Source organism: Micromonospora sp. NPDC005305 (genome assembly GCF_040607315.1).
Lineage (GTDB): Bacteria > Actinomycetota > Actinomycetes > Mycobacteriales > Micromonosporaceae > Micromonospora.
Map to the genome: position 1 here is coordinate 268,992 of NZ_JBEXGL010000003.1, position 15,404 is coordinate 284,395.

A 15,404-nucleotide genomic window follows, 5' to 3' on the forward strand; every position below is an offset into this window, starting at 1 on the left:
CTCCTGATCAGCCCACGGCGGTCGGGGAGGGCGGCGCGCTGCCGCCCTGCGGCGCCTCGGCGGTCATCAACCGGATGATCTCGGAGCGGTCGGCGGCGGACGGCAGTCCCCAGCCCGGGCGGTACCCGTACACCTGGTCCAGCGGGGTGGAGGCGGTGCGGCCGTCGAGGATCTCGACGGCGGCCGTGTCGATCAGCCCGGGATGCTCGACGCCGCACGCCTCGGCGACCTTGACCAGGTCGCGCCGCAGCGTCCGGACGTAGTTGGCCGCCCGCACCGACTTGCGGGCCGGGTCGAGGCCCCGGGCGAGCCACGGGTTCTGGGTCGCCACGCCGGTGGGGCAGGTGTCGGTGTGGCACTTCTGCGCCTGGATGCAGCCGATCGCCAGCATGGCCTCCCGGCCGACGTTCACCATGTCCGCGCCGAGCGCGAAGGCCACCACGGCGTTGTCCGGCAGCCCGAGCTTGCCGCCGCCGACGAAGACCACCTGCTCGTGCAGGTCCCGTTCGGCGAAGATCCGGTAGACCCGCGAGAAGCCCTGCTGGAACGGCAGCGACACCGAGTCGGTGAAGATCAGCGGCGCGGCGCCCGTGCCGCCCTCGCCGCCGTCGACGGTCACGAAGTCCACGCCGCGGCCGGTGTCGCGCATCAGCGCGGTCAGCTCCTCCCAGAAGCCCAGGTCGCCGACGGCGGACTTGATGCCGACCGGCAGGCCGGTCTCGGCGGCGAGCAGCTCCACCCAGTCCAGCAGGCTGTCGCAGTCGGAGAACTCGGCGTGCCGGGACGGGCTGACGCAGTCCCGGCCCGCGGGGATGCCCCGGGTGGCGGAGATCTCGGCGGAGACCTTCGCGGCCGGCAGCAGCCCGCCGAGGCTCGGCTTCGCGCCCTGGCTGAGCTTGATCTCCAGCGCCCGGACCGGTGCGCCGGCCACCAGGTCCCGGAGCCGGGCCAGGTCGAACCGGCCGCGCTCGTCGCGGCAGCCGAAATACGCGGTGCCGATCTGGAAGACCAGGTCACCACCGTTGCGGTGGTACGGCGACAGCCCGCCCTCGCCGGTGTTCTGGAGGCAGCCGGCCAGCGCGGCGCCCCGGTTGAGCGCCTCGACGGCGTTGCCGGAGAGCGAGCCGAAGCTCATGCCGGAGATGTTGACCACCGACTCCGGGCGGAACGCGCGGGCCCGACCCCGGGCGCCGCCGAGCACCTTGGCGCAGGGGAGGGTCACGTCGTGCGCGGCGCCGGGGGAGGACGGCGGCACCGCCCGCCCGAAGGTGCGGTGCTTGATGATCGGGTAGCCCGGGGTGTACTCGATGTCGTTGTCCGTGCCGAACCCGAAGTAGTTGTTCTCCTGCTTCGCCGACGCGTACACCCAGCGGCGCTGGTCGCGGGTGAACGGCCGCTCCTCGTTGTTGCCGGCCACGATGTACTGGCGCAGCTCGGGCCCGATCGACTCCAGCAGGTACCGCGCGCGGCCGAGGACGGGGAAGTTGCGCAGCAGCGCGTGGTCGCGCTGCAGCAGGTCGCGTGCGGCGAGGGCCGCGACGGCGGCGACGGCGGCGGGTACGGCTCTACGGGCCCAGCTCATGCCGCCACTCTTTCCGGGATCGCCGCCGGCCAAACGGGGAGCGTCCGCGGCCCGGGCACCGTTGCCAATTTTCTTCAGTCGGACGAACGTTCCTGAAGGGTATCGACATAGACGCTCATGACGGTATAGCCTCCGCGCCAACGTTCCCCGACGGTCGCTGAAGGAGTGCCATGCCCACGCCACGAACCGTCCGCCTGCGGCGCCGAGGACTGCTCGGCATCCCCGCCCTGGTGACCGCCGCGCTGGCCGTCGTCACCCGACCCGGCGCGGCGGCCGCCGCACCGACCGCGCGGTCCGCCGCGCCCACGCCGGAGTGCCTGGCCGACCTGCTCGGGGAGTCCTGATGGCCACCATCCCCTGGCTCGTGGACGTGCTGCGGGGGGCCGGGGTGCAGGTCGTCGTCGAGGGCGACTGGCTCAACCGGATGCGCCCCGGGTCCTTCGACCCGATCGGGGTGCTGTGGCACCACACGGCATCCACCTCCAGCGCGACCAATCCCCACCCCGCGCTCAACATCTGCATCAACGGCCGGCCCGACCTGGCCGGCCCGCTCTGCCAGGCGCTCGTCGACTACCACGGCGTGTTCCACGTGATCTCGGCCGGGCGCTGCAACCACGCCGGCGCCAGCGGCGGCAGCGGACCGATCCCGGCCGGTGACGGCAACACCATGCTGATCGGCTGGGAGATCGACTACAACGGGGTCAACCAGGAGATGACCGCGGCCCAGTACGCCGCCTCCGTCGCCGCCACCGCGGCCGTCCTCACCCGGCTGGGCCGGGACGCCAGCTATGCGCGCGGGCACCGGGAGACCAGCACCACCGGCAAGATCGACCCGTCCTTCATCGACCTGAACGTGATGCGCGCCGACGTCGCGGCGAAGATGGGCGGCGCCCCGGCGTGGTCCTCGATCGTGGACAACGCCACCGCCGGGCGCTTCACCGCCAGCGCGAGCTGGGGCGTCTCGTCCTTCTCGGGGCAGCGCTACGGCGCGGACTACCGCTACGCCGACCCGGTCGCCGCCAGCGACCCGGCCTGGTACCGGTTCAACGTCCCGGCCGCCGGCAACTACCGCGTGGACGCCTGGTGGCCGGCCAACGCCGGCTACAACAGCGCCGCGCCGTACATCATCGCCACCACGACCGGCAACCGGACCGTCTCGGTCGACCAGCGGGCGACCGGCGGCCAGTGGCGTACCCTCGGCACCTTCGCCCTGCCCGCCGGGGACGCCAACCGGGTGGCGGTGAGCCGGTGGACCACGGCCGCAGGCCTCGTCATCGCCGACGCCGTCCGGCTCACCCGGGTCTGACCGTCCACCGGGCCCCGGCCGGCGGAGGCCCGGCCGGGGTCAGCGCGGCACGGGCCGGCCCATCTCGGTCAGGATCCCGGTGCCCTGGCCCAGCTCGATCAGGTATCCGTCGGGGTCGCGCAGGTAGCACCGGATCTCCACGCCGTGGTCCTTCGGTTCGGTCAGGAACTCGCCGCCCCGCGAACGCCACAGCTCGTAGACGGCCCGGACGTCGGTGACCCGGATGTTGAGGGCCCCGCTGAGCGTGTCCGAACCGGTCGGCGCCCGCGCCGTCACCGTCGGCTTGTCGTCGGTCGGGCCACCCTCGTCGTTGAGCACGAGGTAGCTGTTGTGCAGGCGGAGCACCGCGGGCCGCCGGTCCCGCACCACCGTGGCGCCCAGGACGTCGCGGTAGAACTCCCGCGAGCGGTCCACGTCCCGCACGATCAGCAGGTGGGTGACGACCAGGCCGTGTTCGGGCTGGAAGTAGTCCGGTGCCTCATCCGTCACGACGCCCCCTCCCTCGGCCCGCCGGTTACCCGGGCGCTCGCGGGCCACACCCGGCTCCGGGGTTCGCCGCGGTTCGCGGGCCGATGGTATGAATGCAGCGTGGCGTCGTCGCAGAACGTAGACCCGATGGGCAACGTCCGCACCCTGGTCGAGGACGCGCTGCCCGCTCGACTGCCCGGCGCCCGCGTCGCGGCGGACCGCGACGAGATCGTCGTGGCCGTCCCCGGCGGCCGGGCCCGGGTGTCCCTGGCCCCGCTGCTGCGCAGCTGTCTCGACCAGCCCCGGCAGGCGTGGCCCGAGCTGGTGGCCGACTGGGTCACGGCGGTACGCCGGGAGCTGCCGGACCATGTCTCCGCCGATCTCGGGCCGGTCGACGTCGAGCAGCTCCGGCTCCGCCTCACCCCGGCGGCCGCGACCACGGAGGCCGACAGCTATCTGGCCGTGCCGTTCGGCGACCACTTCACCGCGGTGGTGGTGGTGAACCGGCCCGAGCGGCTGGACCTGCTGACCCTCGCCCAGGCCGCGCGACTGGACCGCGAGCCCGCGGAGCTGGTGCGCGTCGCCGTACGACAGACCGTGGAGCGCGAACTGACCACCCTCGACGTGCGCGACCACGAGCTGCCCACCGGCGGGTCCGTGCGCCTGCTCGCCGCCGACGGCAACCCCTTCGTGACGACCGCCCTCATGTCGGTCAAGCGGTTCCTGCCCGAGGGCGCCGACCACGGCGCGCTGGTCGCGGCGCCACGGTACGGCGCGGTGCTGCTGCACCCGGTGGACAACCGGGTGCGCGAGGCCGCCGTGGCGCTGCACCGCCTGGCCGGCACCATGTTCACGGCCGCCGCCGACCCCTGCACCGACCAGGTCTTCTGGTGGCACGCCGGGGAGTTCCACCCGGTCCGGGTCGTGCCGGCGGAGCCCGGAGGGGTCGTGCAGGTGCGGATGCCCGAGTCCCTGGCGCCCGTCGTGGCGCGGCTGGACCGACCTACGGGGTGAGCGCCGCGTCGAGCTTCCGGGCGGCCAGCGCCTGATCCCGTTGCGCGGTCAGGAATCGGAGCGCGGCGTCCCGCTCCCCGTCCTGCCAGGCCCGCAGCAGCCCCTCGTGGAACGCGGCCTGCTCCGCCAGCTGCCGCGCGCCCGTGCCGGAGGACCCGGCGACCCGCTCCCGGCACAGCTCGGCGAGCTGCGTCGCCGGCTCGACGGGGGACGCCGTGCCGTTGACCACCCGCCAGCCGGGCACCTGGTGCCAGTGCGTGCGGCGACGGCGCGGATCCTGGGCGAAATCCCGCTCGGCCACGTCGGCGAGCCGCTCGGCCGGCCACTTGTCGATCTTCTCCAGGCCGGCGCCCAGCACGAACCGCCGCACCTGGTCCACCGCCTCGCCGGAGGACAGGTCGACCGTCGGCGGCCCCGAGCCGACCTCGTCCATCCGGACGCCGTACGTCATGATCCAGCTGGTGAAGGGCGCCACGAGCGGCTGCACCCCGGCGGTCACCCAGCCCGCGGGCCGGGTGGGCGACCCGGACCAGCCGATCCACGACAGCGACCAGCCGACCGGCTCGCGCGCCAGCACCGTGTCGAGGCCACCGCCCCGGATGGACCATTCTCCCGGCAGGTCGCGCCGCAGCTCGGACAGGATCTGCCGCCACCGCCGCGCCGCGTCAACAGAGGACATACGCACCTTTCGCGGGTCGCCGGCCGGGCCCGGTCAGTCTACGCTCAGCGGGCGCTGCGTCGGCCGTAGCTCCTCCGGGTGCTCGGGCAGGTCCAGCACCCGCTTGACCTTGTTGGCCCAGCTCGGCTCGATGCCGGTCTTCAGGCCGGTCTTCAGGTCGTAGGCGTGCGCGACCTCCCAGTCCAGCTCGTCGGTCGCCGAGTCCCGGTACTGTCGCTCCAGGATGACGTCCGGCCGGAAGTCCTGGTCGGTCACCTTCGGCGTCTCGACGCCCTGGGCGTCGTAACCGACCTCGGTACGCAGCCGGAAACCCGTCTCCGGGTCGAGCATGGTGGTCGCCTCGCTGTCGATCGCGTTGGCGAGTTCACGGTGGGACTCGGTGCCCAGCGCGGTGCGCTCCACGACGAGGTCGGCCACGTCCTCGGGGTAGCCCCGCTCCAGGAGCTTGTCCCGCTGTCGCTGGTAGCCCTCCCGCTGGAGGATCGAGTCCCGGTTCTGGTCGACGTGGTCCCACGCGTCGTCGACCATCTCCTGGAGCTGGCCGGCGATCTGCTGACGCGCCTTGGCGATCTCCTCCAGCGTCTTCTCGTCGTGCTTGCCCAGCTCCGGGTCGTTCTGGGGGCGCTGCGCGTCGGCGTCACCCTCGGCGGGCCTGCCGTCGGTCGACCTCGGGCCGCCGGGCCGCCCGCCCTCCGCCGCCTCGGTGACGGCCCGGTGGGTCTCGGCGACGCTGCTGGGCCGGCCGTGCGACCCGCCGCCCCGCTGCCGGGGCACACCGCCGTCGCCGGCATCCCCGACATCCCCGCCGTCGCCGCCGTCACCGGTGCTGCCGTGCGGTCCCCTGGGCTTCGCCACGATCCCCCCGGTCAGCCGTTGACGAGCTTGGACAGGTTGGTGAGGCTGGTGACGAGCGCCGTGGTGTAGCTCAGGATCCGGCCCGCCCACTTGAGCACGGCGGCGGTGATCTGCGCGGCGATCACCGGGATGGTGACCACGAAGATCGCCTCGACGGCCCAGACGACGACGCGCGCCACGAGGTCCGCGATGAGGTCCCGGACGATGTCGCGGGTGAACGAGACGAGGTTCCCGGCGGCCTGGGTGGCGGCCGCCATCGCCGCGGACGCGCCACCCAGACCGGCGATCGCGTCCACGTTGTTCCTCATCAGCGACTGGTACGCCTCGGCGGCGTGCCCCCGCCAGTCGGGCAGGTCGCCGGCCAGGTGCGCCTGCAGGTCGGCCGCCATCCGCTGCAGGTGGCCGGCCATGTTGTCCCAGGTCGCGGCGTGCGACGCGACCACGTCGGGCATGCCGGTGAGCCAGTCGAGCATCTCCCGCAGCGGCTCGAAGTATTCCATCGCCCAGCCGATGCCGTTGGCCAGCAACGCGCTGAACGGATCCAGCACCGTCGCGGCGACGTCCAGCCCGAAGGCCGCACCGGCGAGCAGGTCGTCCACCCAGCCCTCGCTGCGGATGGCGTCCACCAGGCCCTCGACACCGTCGGCCAGCGACGACCCGGTCCACACCTCCCGCGTGGACCGGACATCCGCGACCAGCGACTCGTCGGTCATGCCCGCAACCGCCGGCTGATCGCCTCCATCGAGCTGGCCGCGTCACCGTCCACACCGTCGTAGCTGTCGGCGGTGCGGCGCAGGCCGTCGGCGACCAGCCTGAGGTTCTCGTCGACGTACGCGACCAGCTCGTCCTGGCGGGTGTGCCGGTCCTCCAGGATCGCGGAGATCCACCCGCACAGCAGCCCGTACGCCTGGTCGTCCCGCGCGATGTGCGCGCTCGCGCCGCGGACCGCGTCGAACCGGGCCCGCAACCCCTCGACGTACGCGGCGTGCGCGCGGATCTGCTCGGGGTCGGCGGCCCAGCCGGCCGGGCCGGTCATCGTTGCCAGCCGTGGCCGCCGTAGGAGCCCGGCTCGCCCCTGCCGGGTTCCGGGTCGGGGCGCAGTTGCCGGCCCACCCGCTCGGCGATGGCGCGGGCGGCCGCCGACTCGGTGCCGACGGTCTCCGCGATGATCTCCTGCGACCGCTCGGCGAGCTGTCCCTTCGCCCGCCGGATCGCCTCCATGACCGCGTGGGCGACCACCTCGGGGGAGGCCCGCTGGATGTGCCGGCCCAGGCGGAGGTCCAGCAGCGCGCCGCCGGCGTCGACGGTGACCTCGGCCAGGCCGTGGTCGTCCCCGGCCGTGACCCGCAGCTCCTGGAGGCGGTCGCTCATCGCCTTCGTGTCCGCGGCGAGCTTGTCGATGCGGCCCTTCCAGGCCCGCATCTGATCCATGGCGCCGTCCGGGTCGAGCACGCCGCCGCTCAGAGCCCCGCTCACCATGCGCCTCCCCCGAGTAGGCCCGGATCCCGTGCCGACCGCTGATCCCCAGCACCTCACAGGGCGGCGTCGATTGTAGAACACCCCTTCACATCCGGGGTGCCACGACGAGGACACAGTGGACGGCGATGGGTGGTCAACGGGCCGGGCGGGTGCTCTCCCGGGGCAGGATCGTGTGCGGCGCGGTGATCCGGGCGGGCGGGGCGTCCGGGCGGTCCAGGCGGGCGGCGACCAGAGCGACCGCCTCCCGGGCGAGGAACGCGGGGTCGGCCGAGACGGAGGTCAGCGTCGGTCGGGAGTAGCGGCCCTCCTCGCTGTCGCCGAATCCGACCACGGCCACGTCCGTGGGCACCCGCAGCCCGGCGTCGGCGGCGGCCCGCAGGGCCCCGATGGCGAGCCGGTCGGAATAGCAGAAGAGGGCGTCCGGGCGATGCTCGTGCGCGAACAGCCACCGGGCGGCCCGGTAGCCGTCCTCGTACCGGTGCTGGGCGGTGGCCCGCAGGTAGCCGGCGGGTGGGTCGAGTCCGGCCCGGCGGACCGCCCGCTGGTAGCCGAGGGTGCGGGGCTGCGCCGGTCCGGTGGCCTCACCCGGCCGGGCGCCGATGGCGGCGATGCGCCGTCGCCCGGTGCCCAGCAGGTGCTCGGTGGCGTCGGCCGCGGCGCGGGCGCCGTCGAGGGCCACCTGGTCGCAGCGCGGATCGCGGCTGTCGCCGAGCAGGACGAGGGGAGTGCCGGTGCCGAGGTGGGCGTCGATCAGCTCCGGCGGCACGGCGTCCGCGCCGAGCAGGACGGCGTCGACGCCCGGCGGTGCTCCGGGGTGCGCCGGGGGCGCGGCACGCCCGGTGTCGGGTCCGAGATGTTCGACGACGACGCGAAAGCCCCGGCCGGTCGCCGCGTGGACGACCTCACGCGCCAGCCCGTGCAGGCCGGGCGCCTCGACGTCGGGGACGATCAGCGCGAGCAGCCCGGTGCGGCCGGTGCGCAGGGTGCGGGCCGCGAGGTTGGGCCGGTAGCCCAGCTCACCGACGGCCGCCCGCACGCGGCGGCGCAACTCGTCACTGACGTGCGGGTGGTCGTTGATGACGTTCGAGACCGTCTTCACCGACACGCGCGCCTGCCGCGCCACGTCCCTGAGCGTGGTGGCCACGATCCGTCCTCCCGCCGCGCCCCTCCTGACACCAGCCAACCCCTTTCGCCGGTGTACACACCGGACGATCCCAGAGAGGGGCTACACCGGTCAAGGCGTTACGCTGGTGTGAACGAAAGGAGCCCGACGGTGAGTGACGAGCGATCGGTGCCGGCCGCCGTGCGGCTGGTGCGCGATTTCGTCAACACCTTCGAGCCGCAGGTCGACGAGGAGTCGCTGACCACGCCGGACGCGCTGCGGGACTGGCTCGCCGAGCGGGGGGTGGTCCCCGCCGGCGCGCGGCTGGGCCGGGCGGACCTCGCCGTGGCCCGCACCGTCCGCGAGGGCCTGCGGGCGGTGCTCCTTGGCCACGCCGGCCACCCCGCCGACCCCGACGCGCTGCGGCGCCTCGACGAGGCCCTGGCCGCGGCGCCCGTGCGGCTGACGCTCGCGGGCGGCGCCCCGCGCCTCGTCCCCGCCCGCACCGGCCCGCTCGACGTGGCGTTGGCCGCCCTGGTCGACGCGATCCGGCAGTGCGCGCAGGACCAGGTGTGGACCCGGCTCAAGGTGTGCGACCGGGACACCTGCCGGTGGGCCTACTACGACGCCTCCCGCAACCAGGCGCGCCGCTGGTGCTCCATGGCCGGATGCGGCAACTACGTCAAGATGCGCCGGGCCTACGCCGTGCGCCGCGACCGCCGGTCCCGGACGCCGGACACCGGCCGGGACCGCTGACCGGCCGGCGGCCGGCCGGACGCATGTGACCCGCCGTCGGTGGGAACGCCCTCGCATGGCCAGATACACGAAGCCCGAACTCCGGCAGCAGCTCAAGGAGGAGATCCAGGCGTCCGACAAGGGCGGCCGGCCGGGTCAGTGGTCGGCGCGCAAGTCGCAACTGCTCACCAACGAGTACAAGAAGCGTGGTGGGGGCTTCGAGGGACCCCGGGACGAGCGGCAGCGCAACCTGCAGCGGTGGGGCGCCGAGGAGTGGCAGACCCGGTCGGGTTCCACCCGCGCGCGCCGCAACGGTGAGACCGCGCGTTACCTGCCCAAACGGGCGTGGGAGCAGCTTTCCGACGAGCAGCGGCGCGACACCGACACGAAGAAGCGGCAGGCGTCCCGGTCCGGGCGGCAGTTCGTCGCCAACACCGGACCGGCGAAGCGCGCCCGTAAAGAGGCCAACGCCGCCGGACCCCTGTCGGACCTGCCGGTCACGGAGGCGGTCAAGTTGATCCGTGGCCTCGACACCCGCCAGCTCCGGGCGGCGCTGCGGCGCGAGCGCGGCGGCAAGGACCGCAAGACGCTCGTCCAGCGCCTGGAGTCGGAGCTGGCCCGGCGCTGACGGTGCCGCCCCGGGCGCCCCCCTCCGCGGCCGGGACGACCGGTCAGCCGTCGCGCCGCAACCGGCCCGTCTCCCCGCCCCCGGCGTCCACGAGCACCAGCACGTCGCCGTCCAGCCCCGCCCGGGACGCCCCGGACAGCCAGAGCGCCACCGGGACGTTCGCGCAGCCGATCAGGGTGCTGGGTCCGGCGGTGGCGAGCAGGGCGCCCCCCGCCCCGGCGACCCACCGCCCACCCTGGCCGTTGCAGCCGTCGGAGCCGCGCCATCCGCCGTCGTCCCGCAACTCCACGTACGCCGGGTCCGGCCCGCCCCGCTGCGGACCGGCGGGTACCCAGCGGCCGAGCAGGGCGGCCCGGCCGGGCGGCGTCAGGCCCGCCGGCAGGGCGGCGGCCGGCGCGAGGGCCCGCCGGACCTCGGGGGTGACCACGGGCGGCTCGGCCAGCGCCGGCAGCAGGTGCGGCCCGGGGTCGGGCTTCGCGCCGGGCGCCAGCCGGGCGACCTGCCGGCCCTGGTCGTCGAGAAGGATCGGGGTCTTCCCGTCCAGGCGGAACGCGGTGGCCCGGGGCAGCCAGGCGGGCCCGCCCCGCGGATCGGAGGGGCAGCCCGGACGGCCGGACGGCGAGAGGCCCGATAGCTCGGACACGAACAGGCCGTCGGCACCCGCCCGCCAGGTCCCCGTCGACACCCCGCAGCGGTCGAACCACAGCAGGTCGCCCTGGTCGGAGGGAGCGAGTCGCAGCACACCGGCCCCGCCGTCGGCGGCGGTCACCGCCCAGTTGCCGATCAGCCCGACCGGGTCGGGGGACGATCCGCCGCCGAGCGGGCCCGCGCTCGCGGCCGGCGGGCCGGTGGTGGCCTCCGAGCCGGCGGCGCAGCCCGCCAGTAGCGTGCCCACCGCGACGGCCACCACGAGGTGTCTGCTGCGCCCCATCGTCCCGCCCCTCCGCCGGTCCGGTCGTTTCCGGACGTCCGGTGCTTGGACGAGGCGCCGGGACCGCCGGTTCCGCCGCCGGGCGGGGAGCCGCGGCGGCACGATCCCCGGTGCGCACCGCCTCCGCCGCCGGCCGGGAGGGGCGGCCTGGCGGCGGAGGCGGCGAGCTGCGCTACGGCGTCGTGAGACCCAGGCTGATCGTCCTGGTCAGCGTCGCGTTGTCGTCGTCGCCGTCGAGCGACCAGACCATCGCCCCGGCCAGCCCGGCCCGGCGGATGTAGAGCGTCTTCTGGAGCACCACCAGCGGATCGTCGTACGTCCACAGGGTCGTGCCGTCGAACAGCCAGGCGTGCCCGGCGCGCAGGTCGCGGTGGACGGCGTAGCCCTTGCCGTGCAGGGTCTTGAGCTGCTTGTAGTCCTCCGAGCCGGCCTCGAAGGTGGCCGGCGCCGGCCCGGCCGCGGGCTGGAACAGCCCGTCCCCGCCGCCGGTCACGCCGGTCCAGCCCCGGCCGTAGTAGGGGATGCCCAGGACCAGCTTCCCGCGCGGGGCGCCGCGGGCGAGCCAGCCGTCGATCGCCACCTCGGCGGAGAAGTCCGGGTCGTCCGGCGCGCCGGAGGGCACGCGCAGCGCCGACTGCTGGTTGGTCACCGAGTCCCAGGAACCGTGGAAGTCGTACCCCTGCACGGTGGCGAAGTCGAGGTACCGGAAGATCTTCCGGCCCTCGTACCCGGCGTCCATGGTGGCGGGGTTGGCCGGCAGGAACGCGGTCAGCGCGTAGTGCCGGTGGGCCTGCCGCCCGTACGCGTCGAGCTGTCGGCGGAACTCGGCGAGCAGCCTGGTGAAGTTCTCCCGGTCCTCGGGGCGGACCACGTTGCCCGGTTCGCCGGGCCAGTTCGGCCACTCCCAGTCCAGGTCGATGCCGTCGAAGACGCCGGCGGCCGCGCCCGGGCCGCCGCTGCCGCCGTCCAGGACCGGCAGGTTTCCCTTGAGGTAGAGGTCGATGCAGGAGGCGACGAACGCCCGGCGGGAGGCGTCGGTGCGGGCGGCGTCGGAGAGGTACGTCGACCAGCTCCAGCCGCCCAGCGAGATGAGCACCTTCAGGTCGGGGTGCCGGGCCTTGAGCTTGGCGAGCTGGCCGAAGTTGCCGTTGAGCGGCTCGCCCCAGGCGTCGGCGACGCCGTCGACGCTCTCCTCCGCCGGGACGGTGCGCTGGTAGTCGGCCCAGGCGTCCCCCTCGCCCGGCCCGCCGTCCACGTAGCACCGTCCGTCGGCGCTGATGTTGCCGAACGCGTAGTTGACGTGGGTGAGGCGGCTCGCCGCCCCGGACGTGTCGAGCTTCTTGACCGGGAAGGCCCGGCCGTAGATGCCCCACTGGGTGAAGTAGCCGACCCGGTGGTATCCGGTCCGGCGGGCCGAGCCGTCGGCGCTCGCGGCGGCCGGTGGCGCGGCGGTGAGCAGCAGGGTCGACAGGGCGACGAGGGCGGTGAGGCGGCGGTGGCGGAACGGTCGCATCGGCACTCCCACGGCGGACGGAGCGGGATTAGTTAAGAGACCTTTCTGATCGATGAAGCTAAGCCGGTCGCCAATCGAGGTCAAGGGCGCCGCGCGGAGTTGCTAGGGTGGTGGTGCGCGCGTCGAGAGACCGCGCGCCAACTCGAAGGAGACCGACATGACGGGCGACGACGACATCTCCGGGTGATCCCGGCCCACCTCGTCGCATCCCCGTCTCGTCATCCGGGCGGCCGTGCCCTGCCCGGCTCAACTCCCGAGGGTCTCTTCAGATGTCCGACACCTGTGTCGTGTGCACCAACCTCTCCTTCTCCTGGCCGGACGACACCCCGGTCTTCCAGGACCTGTCCTTCACCGTGCCGCCCGGCCGCACCGGTCTGGTCGCGCCGAACGGCGCCGGCAAGACCACCCTGCTGCGGCTGATAGCCGGCGACCTCACCCCCACCGGCGGCGCCGTGACGGTGGACGGCGTGCTCGGCTACCTGCCGCAGAACCTGCCCCTCGCGGGCGACCTGACCGTGGCCCAGGTGCTGGGCGTCGACGCGGTGCTCCGGGCGCTGCACGCCATCGAGTCCGGTGACGCCGCCGAGGAACACTTCACCACCGTCGGCGACGACTGGGACGTGGAGGAGCGCAGCCGGGCCGAACTCGACCGGCTCGGTCTGGGTGACGTCCCGCTCGACCGGCGGCTGGACACCCTCAGCGGCGGGCAGGTCGTCTCCCTCGGCCTGGCCGCGCAACTGCTCCGCCGCCCCGACGTGCTGCTGCTCGACGAGCCGACGAACAACCTCGACCTCGACGCGCGGCACCGCCTCTACGCGGTGCTCGACGAGTGGTCGGGCTGCCTGCTGCTGGTCAGCCACGACCGGGCCCTGCTCGACCAGATGGACCGCATCGCCGAGTTGGACCGCGGGGAGGTACGCCTGTTCGGTGGGAACTTCACCGCGTACGAGGAGGCCAGCCGGGCCGCCCGGGAAGCGGCCGAGCGCACCGTGCGCGGCGCCGAGCAGGAGGTGAAGCGGGAGAAGCGGGAGATGCAGCAGGCCCGGGAGCGGGCCGAACGGCGGGCCGGCAACGCCGCCCGCAACCTCGACAGCGCCGGCCTGGCCCGGATCGTCGCCGGCGGGCTGAAGCGCAGCGCCCAGGAGTCGGCCGGCCGGTCCCGGCAGTTGCACGCCAACCGGGTGAGCGAGGCCCAGTCCCGGCTCGACGAGGCCAGCAGGGCGCTGCGCGAGGACCAGACGCTGACCCTGGACCTGCCGGACACCACCGTCCCGGCCGGCCGGACGGTCGTGGCGGGGGAGCGGATGCAGGTCCACCACGACGGGCGGGCCGTCTTCGCCGGGGACGGGGTGGACCTCACCATCCGGGGGCCCGAGCGGATCGCCCTGACCGGGCCCAACGGCGCCGGCAAGTCCACCCTGCTGCGGTTGCTCCAGGGCGATCTCGACCCGGAGGGCGGTCAGGTGCGCCGGGGCGAGGGCCGGGTCGCGTACCTGTCGCAGCGGCTGGACCTGCTCGACCCGGACCGCACGGTGGCGGAGAACTTCGCTGCGTACGCACCCGACCGGCCGCCGGCCGAGCGGATGAACCTGCTGGCCCGGTTCCTCTTCCGCGGGGCGCGCGCCCACCTGCCGGTCGGCGTGCTCTCCGGCGGCGAACGCCTGCGGGCGACCCTCGCCTGTGTCCTGTACGCGCAGCCGGCCCCCCACCTGCTGCTGCTGGACGAGCCGACGAACAACCTCGACCTGGTCAGCGCGGGTCAGTTGGAGAGCGCCCTGGGCGCGTACCGGGGAGCGTTCGTGGTGGTCAGCCACGACGAGCGGTTCCTCGCCGAGATCGGCGTGCGGCGCTGGCTCCGGCTCGAGGCCGGCCGGCTCCGGGAGGTGCCCGCGCCCGAACCGGCCTGAGCGGGTCTGGACGGACTTAAACTTGCGCCGCTAGTTTAAGCCGATGGACCTTCAGCTCTCCGCCGAGCAGGTGGCGGCTCGCCGGCTCGCCGCCGAGTTCGTCGACCGTGAGGTGGCGCCGCACGCGGCGGCCTGGGACCGGCGGGAGGAGGTGGACCCCGACATCGTCGGGAAGCTGGGGCGGCTCGGCTTTCTCGGGCTCACCGTGCCCGAGGAGGACGGCGGGTCCGGCGGCGACCACGTCACCTACTGCCTGGTGCTGGAGGAACTGGGCCGGGGCGACTCCGCCGTCCGGGGCATCGTCTCGGTGTCGCTCGGGCTGGTCGCCAAGTCCGTCGCCGCGCACGGGTCGCCCGCCCAGAAGCAGGAGTGGCTGCCCCGGCTCTGCTCCGGCGACGCGCTGGGCTGCTTCGCGCTCACCGAACCGGACAGCGGCTCGGACGCGGCCGCGCTGCGCACCCGTGCGGTCCGCGACGGCGCCGACTGGCTGCTCACCGGCACGAAGACGTTCATCACCAACGGCACCACCGCCGACGTGGCGCTGGTGTTCGCCCGCACCGGCGGCCCGGGGCACCGCGGCATCACCGCGTTCCTGGTGCCCACCGGGGCCGCCGGGCTCACCCGCCGGCCGATCCACGGCAAGCTCGGCCTGCGCGGGCAGGCCACCGGTGAACTCCGGTTCGACGCCGTCCGCGTGCCCGACTCGGCGCGCCTCGGCCCGGAGGGCGGCGGCTTCCGGCTCGCCCTGGCCACCCTGGCCAAGGGCCGCATGTCGGTGGCCGCCGGCTGCGTCGGCATCGCGCAGGGCTGCCTGGACGCCGCGGTCGGCTACGCCGGGCAGCGCCACCAGTTCGGCAAGCCCATCGCCGGGCACCAGCTCGTGCAGCAGCTCATCGCCGGCATCGCCGTCGACACCGCCGCCGCCCGGCTGCTCGTGTGGCGGGTGGCCGACCTCGTCGACCGCGGCGAGCCGTTCGCCACCGAGGCCTCGATGGCCAAGCTGTTCGCCAGCGAGGCCGCCGTGCGGGCCGCCAACAACGCCGTCCAGGTCTTCGGCGGTTACGGCTACATCGACGAGTTCCCGGCCGGCAAGTACCTGCGGGACGCCCGCGTCATGACCCTCTACGAGGGCACCAGCCAGATCCAGCAACTGCTCATCGGGCGCGCGCTCACCGGCGTCAACGCCTTCTGACCACAGGACGAAC

Annotated in this window: 17 protein-coding genes; 7 read left to right on the plus strand and 10 right to left on the minus strand. The window is 74.4% G+C overall.

Translation table 11 applies throughout. The annotated features are described in order from the left end of the window. Positions 1 to 7: 7 nt before the first annotated feature. Entirely contained in the window at positions 8 to 1,582 is a 1,575-nt protein-coding gene (locus ABZS80_RS07255; RefSeq protein WP_355054903.1) for an FMN-binding glutamate synthase family protein, read from the minus strand. 170 nt (positions 1,583 to 1,752) lie between these two features. Between ABZS80_RS07255 and ABZS80_RS07260 the strand changes: the two genes are divergently transcribed. Together ABZS80_RS07260 and ABZS80_RS07265 are read left to right on the plus strand one after the other, a co-directional pair. Then, positions 1,753 to 1,926 (plus strand): hypothetical protein, encoded by a 174-nt coding sequence (locus ABZS80_RS07260; protein WP_355054904.1) that lies wholly within the window; start codon positions 1,753 to 1,755, stop codon positions 1,924 to 1,926. Then, positions 1,926 to 2,888, plus strand: coding sequence for an N-acetylmuramoyl-L-alanine amidase (locus tag ABZS80_RS07265; protein WP_355054905.1), 963 nt, complete (start codon positions 1,926 to 1,928; stop codon positions 2,886 to 2,888). Before ABZS80_RS07260 ends, ABZS80_RS07265 begins: the two co-directional genes overlap by 1 nt. A gap of 39 nt (positions 2,889 to 2,927) precedes the next feature. On the opposite strand, the gene ABZS80_RS07270 is transcribed toward ABZS80_RS07265, so the two are convergent. After that, complete coding sequence (locus ABZS80_RS07270; RefSeq protein ID WP_355054906.1) at positions 2,928 to 3,377, minus strand: VOC family protein; 450 nt, start codon at positions 3,375 to 3,377, stop codon at positions 2,928 to 2,930. A 126-nt stretch (positions 3,378 to 3,503) separates the two neighbouring features. On the opposite strand from ABZS80_RS07270, the gene ABZS80_RS07275 reads away from it, so the two are divergent. Beyond that, complete coding sequence (locus ABZS80_RS07275; protein WP_355054907.1) at positions 3,504 to 4,370, plus strand: hypothetical protein; 867 nt, start codon at positions 3,504 to 3,506, stop codon at positions 4,368 to 4,370. On the opposite strand, the gene ABZS80_RS07280 is transcribed toward ABZS80_RS07275, so the two are convergent. The 6 genes from ABZS80_RS07280 to ABZS80_RS07305 all read right to left on the minus strand — a co-directional run bounded on the left by ABZS80_RS07280 (position 4,360) and on the right by ABZS80_RS07305 (position 8,527). Beyond that, positions 4,360 to 5,049 (minus strand): hypothetical protein, encoded by a 690-nt coding sequence (locus ABZS80_RS07280; RefSeq protein ID WP_355054908.1) that lies wholly within the window; start codon positions 5,047 to 5,049, stop codon positions 4,360 to 4,362. The genes ABZS80_RS07275 and ABZS80_RS07280 overlap by 11 nt on opposite strands. Before the next feature lie 33 nt (positions 5,050 to 5,082). Continuing rightward, positions 5,083 to 5,904: a hypothetical protein gene (locus tag ABZS80_RS07285; RefSeq protein WP_355054909.1), complete on the minus strand. Its 822-nt coding sequence runs from the start codon at positions 5,902 to 5,904 to the stop codon at positions 5,083 to 5,085. Between the two features lie 11 nt (positions 5,905 to 5,915). Further along, positions 5,916 to 6,617, minus strand: a complete 702-nt coding sequence (locus ABZS80_RS07290) for a hypothetical protein (protein ID WP_355054910.1) — start codon at positions 6,615 to 6,617, stop codon at positions 5,916 to 5,918. Beyond that, the gene (locus tag ABZS80_RS07295; protein ID WP_355054911.1) at positions 6,614 to 6,940 is read right to left on the minus strand and encodes a type VII secretion target; all 327 of its coding nucleotides are present in this window, start codon (positions 6,938 to 6,940) and stop codon (positions 6,614 to 6,616) included. Before ABZS80_RS07295 ends, ABZS80_RS07290 begins: the two co-directional genes overlap by 4 nt. Beyond that, positions 6,937 to 7,380 (minus strand): YbaB/EbfC family nucleoid-associated protein, encoded by a 444-nt coding sequence (locus ABZS80_RS07300; protein ID WP_355054912.1) that lies wholly within the window; start codon positions 7,378 to 7,380, stop codon positions 6,937 to 6,939. The genes ABZS80_RS07295 and ABZS80_RS07300 overlap by 4 nt, the downstream gene beginning before the upstream one ends. Before the next feature lie 136 nt (positions 7,381 to 7,516). Continuing rightward, complete coding sequence (locus tag ABZS80_RS07305) at positions 7,517 to 8,527, minus strand: LacI family DNA-binding transcriptional regulator (protein WP_355054913.1); 1,011 nt, start codon at positions 8,525 to 8,527, stop codon at positions 7,517 to 7,519. A 129-nt stretch (positions 8,528 to 8,656) separates the two neighbouring features. Here ABZS80_RS07305 and ABZS80_RS07310 point away from each other — a divergent pair, with 129 nt between their 5' ends. Both ABZS80_RS07310 and ABZS80_RS07315 read left to right on the plus strand, forming a co-directional pair. Then, entirely contained in the window at positions 8,657 to 9,241 is a 585-nt protein-coding gene (locus ABZS80_RS07310; RefSeq protein ID WP_355054914.1) for an ABATE domain-containing protein, read from the plus strand. A 55-nt stretch (positions 9,242 to 9,296) separates the two neighbouring features. Next, positions 9,297 to 9,848 carry a DUF5872 domain-containing protein gene (locus ABZS80_RS07315; RefSeq protein WP_355054915.1) on the plus strand — a complete coding sequence of 184 codons (552 nt, stop codon included), beginning with the start codon at positions 9,297 to 9,299 and terminating at the stop codon, positions 9,846 to 9,848. 43 nt (positions 9,849 to 9,891) lie between these two features. Here the strand turns inward: ABZS80_RS07315 and ABZS80_RS07320 are convergent, their stop codons facing one another. Next, complete coding sequence (locus ABZS80_RS07320; protein WP_355054916.1) at positions 9,892 to 10,779, minus strand: hypothetical protein; 888 nt, start codon at positions 10,777 to 10,779, stop codon at positions 9,892 to 9,894. A 172-nt stretch (positions 10,780 to 10,951) separates the two neighbouring features. Then, positions 10,952 to 12,292, minus strand: a complete 1,341-nt coding sequence (locus tag ABZS80_RS07325; protein ID WP_355054917.1) for a glycoside hydrolase family 18 protein — start codon at positions 12,290 to 12,292, stop codon at positions 10,952 to 10,954. Between the two features lie 269 nt (positions 12,293 to 12,561). On the opposite strand from ABZS80_RS07325, the gene abc-f reads away from it, so the two are divergent. Next, positions 12,562 to 14,199, plus strand: a complete 1,638-nt coding sequence (gene abc-f, locus ABZS80_RS07330) for a ribosomal protection-like ABC-F family protein (protein WP_355054918.1) — start codon at positions 12,562 to 12,564, stop codon at positions 14,197 to 14,199. A 43-nt stretch (positions 14,200 to 14,242) separates the two neighbouring features. Further along, complete coding sequence (locus tag ABZS80_RS07335; protein ID WP_355054919.1) at positions 14,243 to 15,391, plus strand: acyl-CoA dehydrogenase family protein; 1,149 nt, start codon at positions 14,243 to 14,245, stop codon at positions 15,389 to 15,391. The last annotated feature ends 13 nt before the right edge of the window (positions 15,392 to 15,404 follow it).

Bases quoted from the DNA above. Each gene is read 5' to 3' on its own strand.
- ABZS80_RS07255 (WP_355054903.1), bottom strand. From the start codon at position 1,582: ATGAGCTGGGCCCGTAGAGCCGTACCCGCCGCCGTCGCCGCCGTCGCG.
- ABZS80_RS07260 (WP_355054904.1), top strand. From the start codon at position 1,753: ATGCCCACGCCACGAACCGTCCGCCTGCGGCGCCGAGGACTGCTCGGC.
- ABZS80_RS07265 (WP_355054905.1), top strand. From the start codon at position 1,926: ATGGCCACCATCCCCTGGCTCGTGGACGTGCTGCGGGGGGCCGGGGTG.
- ABZS80_RS07275 (WP_355054907.1), top strand. From the start codon at position 3,504: ATGGGCAACGTCCGCACCCTGGTCGAGGACGCGCTGCCCGCTCGACTG.
- ABZS80_RS07280 (WP_355054908.1), bottom strand. From the start codon at position 5,049: ATGTCCTCTGTTGACGCGGCGCGGCGGTGGCGGCAGATCCTGTCCGAG.
- ABZS80_RS07290 (WP_355054910.1), bottom strand. From the start codon at position 6,617: ATGACCGACGAGTCGCTGGTCGCGGATGTCCGGTCCACGCGGGAGGTG.
- ABZS80_RS07295 (WP_355054911.1), bottom strand. From the start codon at position 6,940: ATGACCGGCCCGGCCGGCTGGGCCGCCGACCCCGAGCAGATCCGCGCG.
- ABZS80_RS07315 (WP_355054915.1), top strand. From the start codon at position 9,297: ATGGCCAGATACACGAAGCCCGAACTCCGGCAGCAGCTCAAGGAGGAG.
- ABZS80_RS07320 (WP_355054916.1), bottom strand. From the start codon at position 10,779: ATGGGGCGCAGCAGACACCTCGTGGTGGCCGTCGCGGTGGGCACGCTA.
- ABZS80_RS07325 (WP_355054917.1), bottom strand. From the start codon at position 12,292: ATGCGACCGTTCCGCCACCGCCGCCTCACCGCCCTCGTCGCCCTGTCG.
- abc-f (WP_355054918.1), top strand. From the start codon at position 12,562: ATGTCCGACACCTGTGTCGTGTGCACCAACCTCTCCTTCTCCTGGCCG.
- ABZS80_RS07335 (WP_355054919.1), top strand. From the start codon at position 14,243: ATGGACCTTCAGCTCTCCGCCGAGCAGGTGGCGGCTCGCCGGCTCGCC.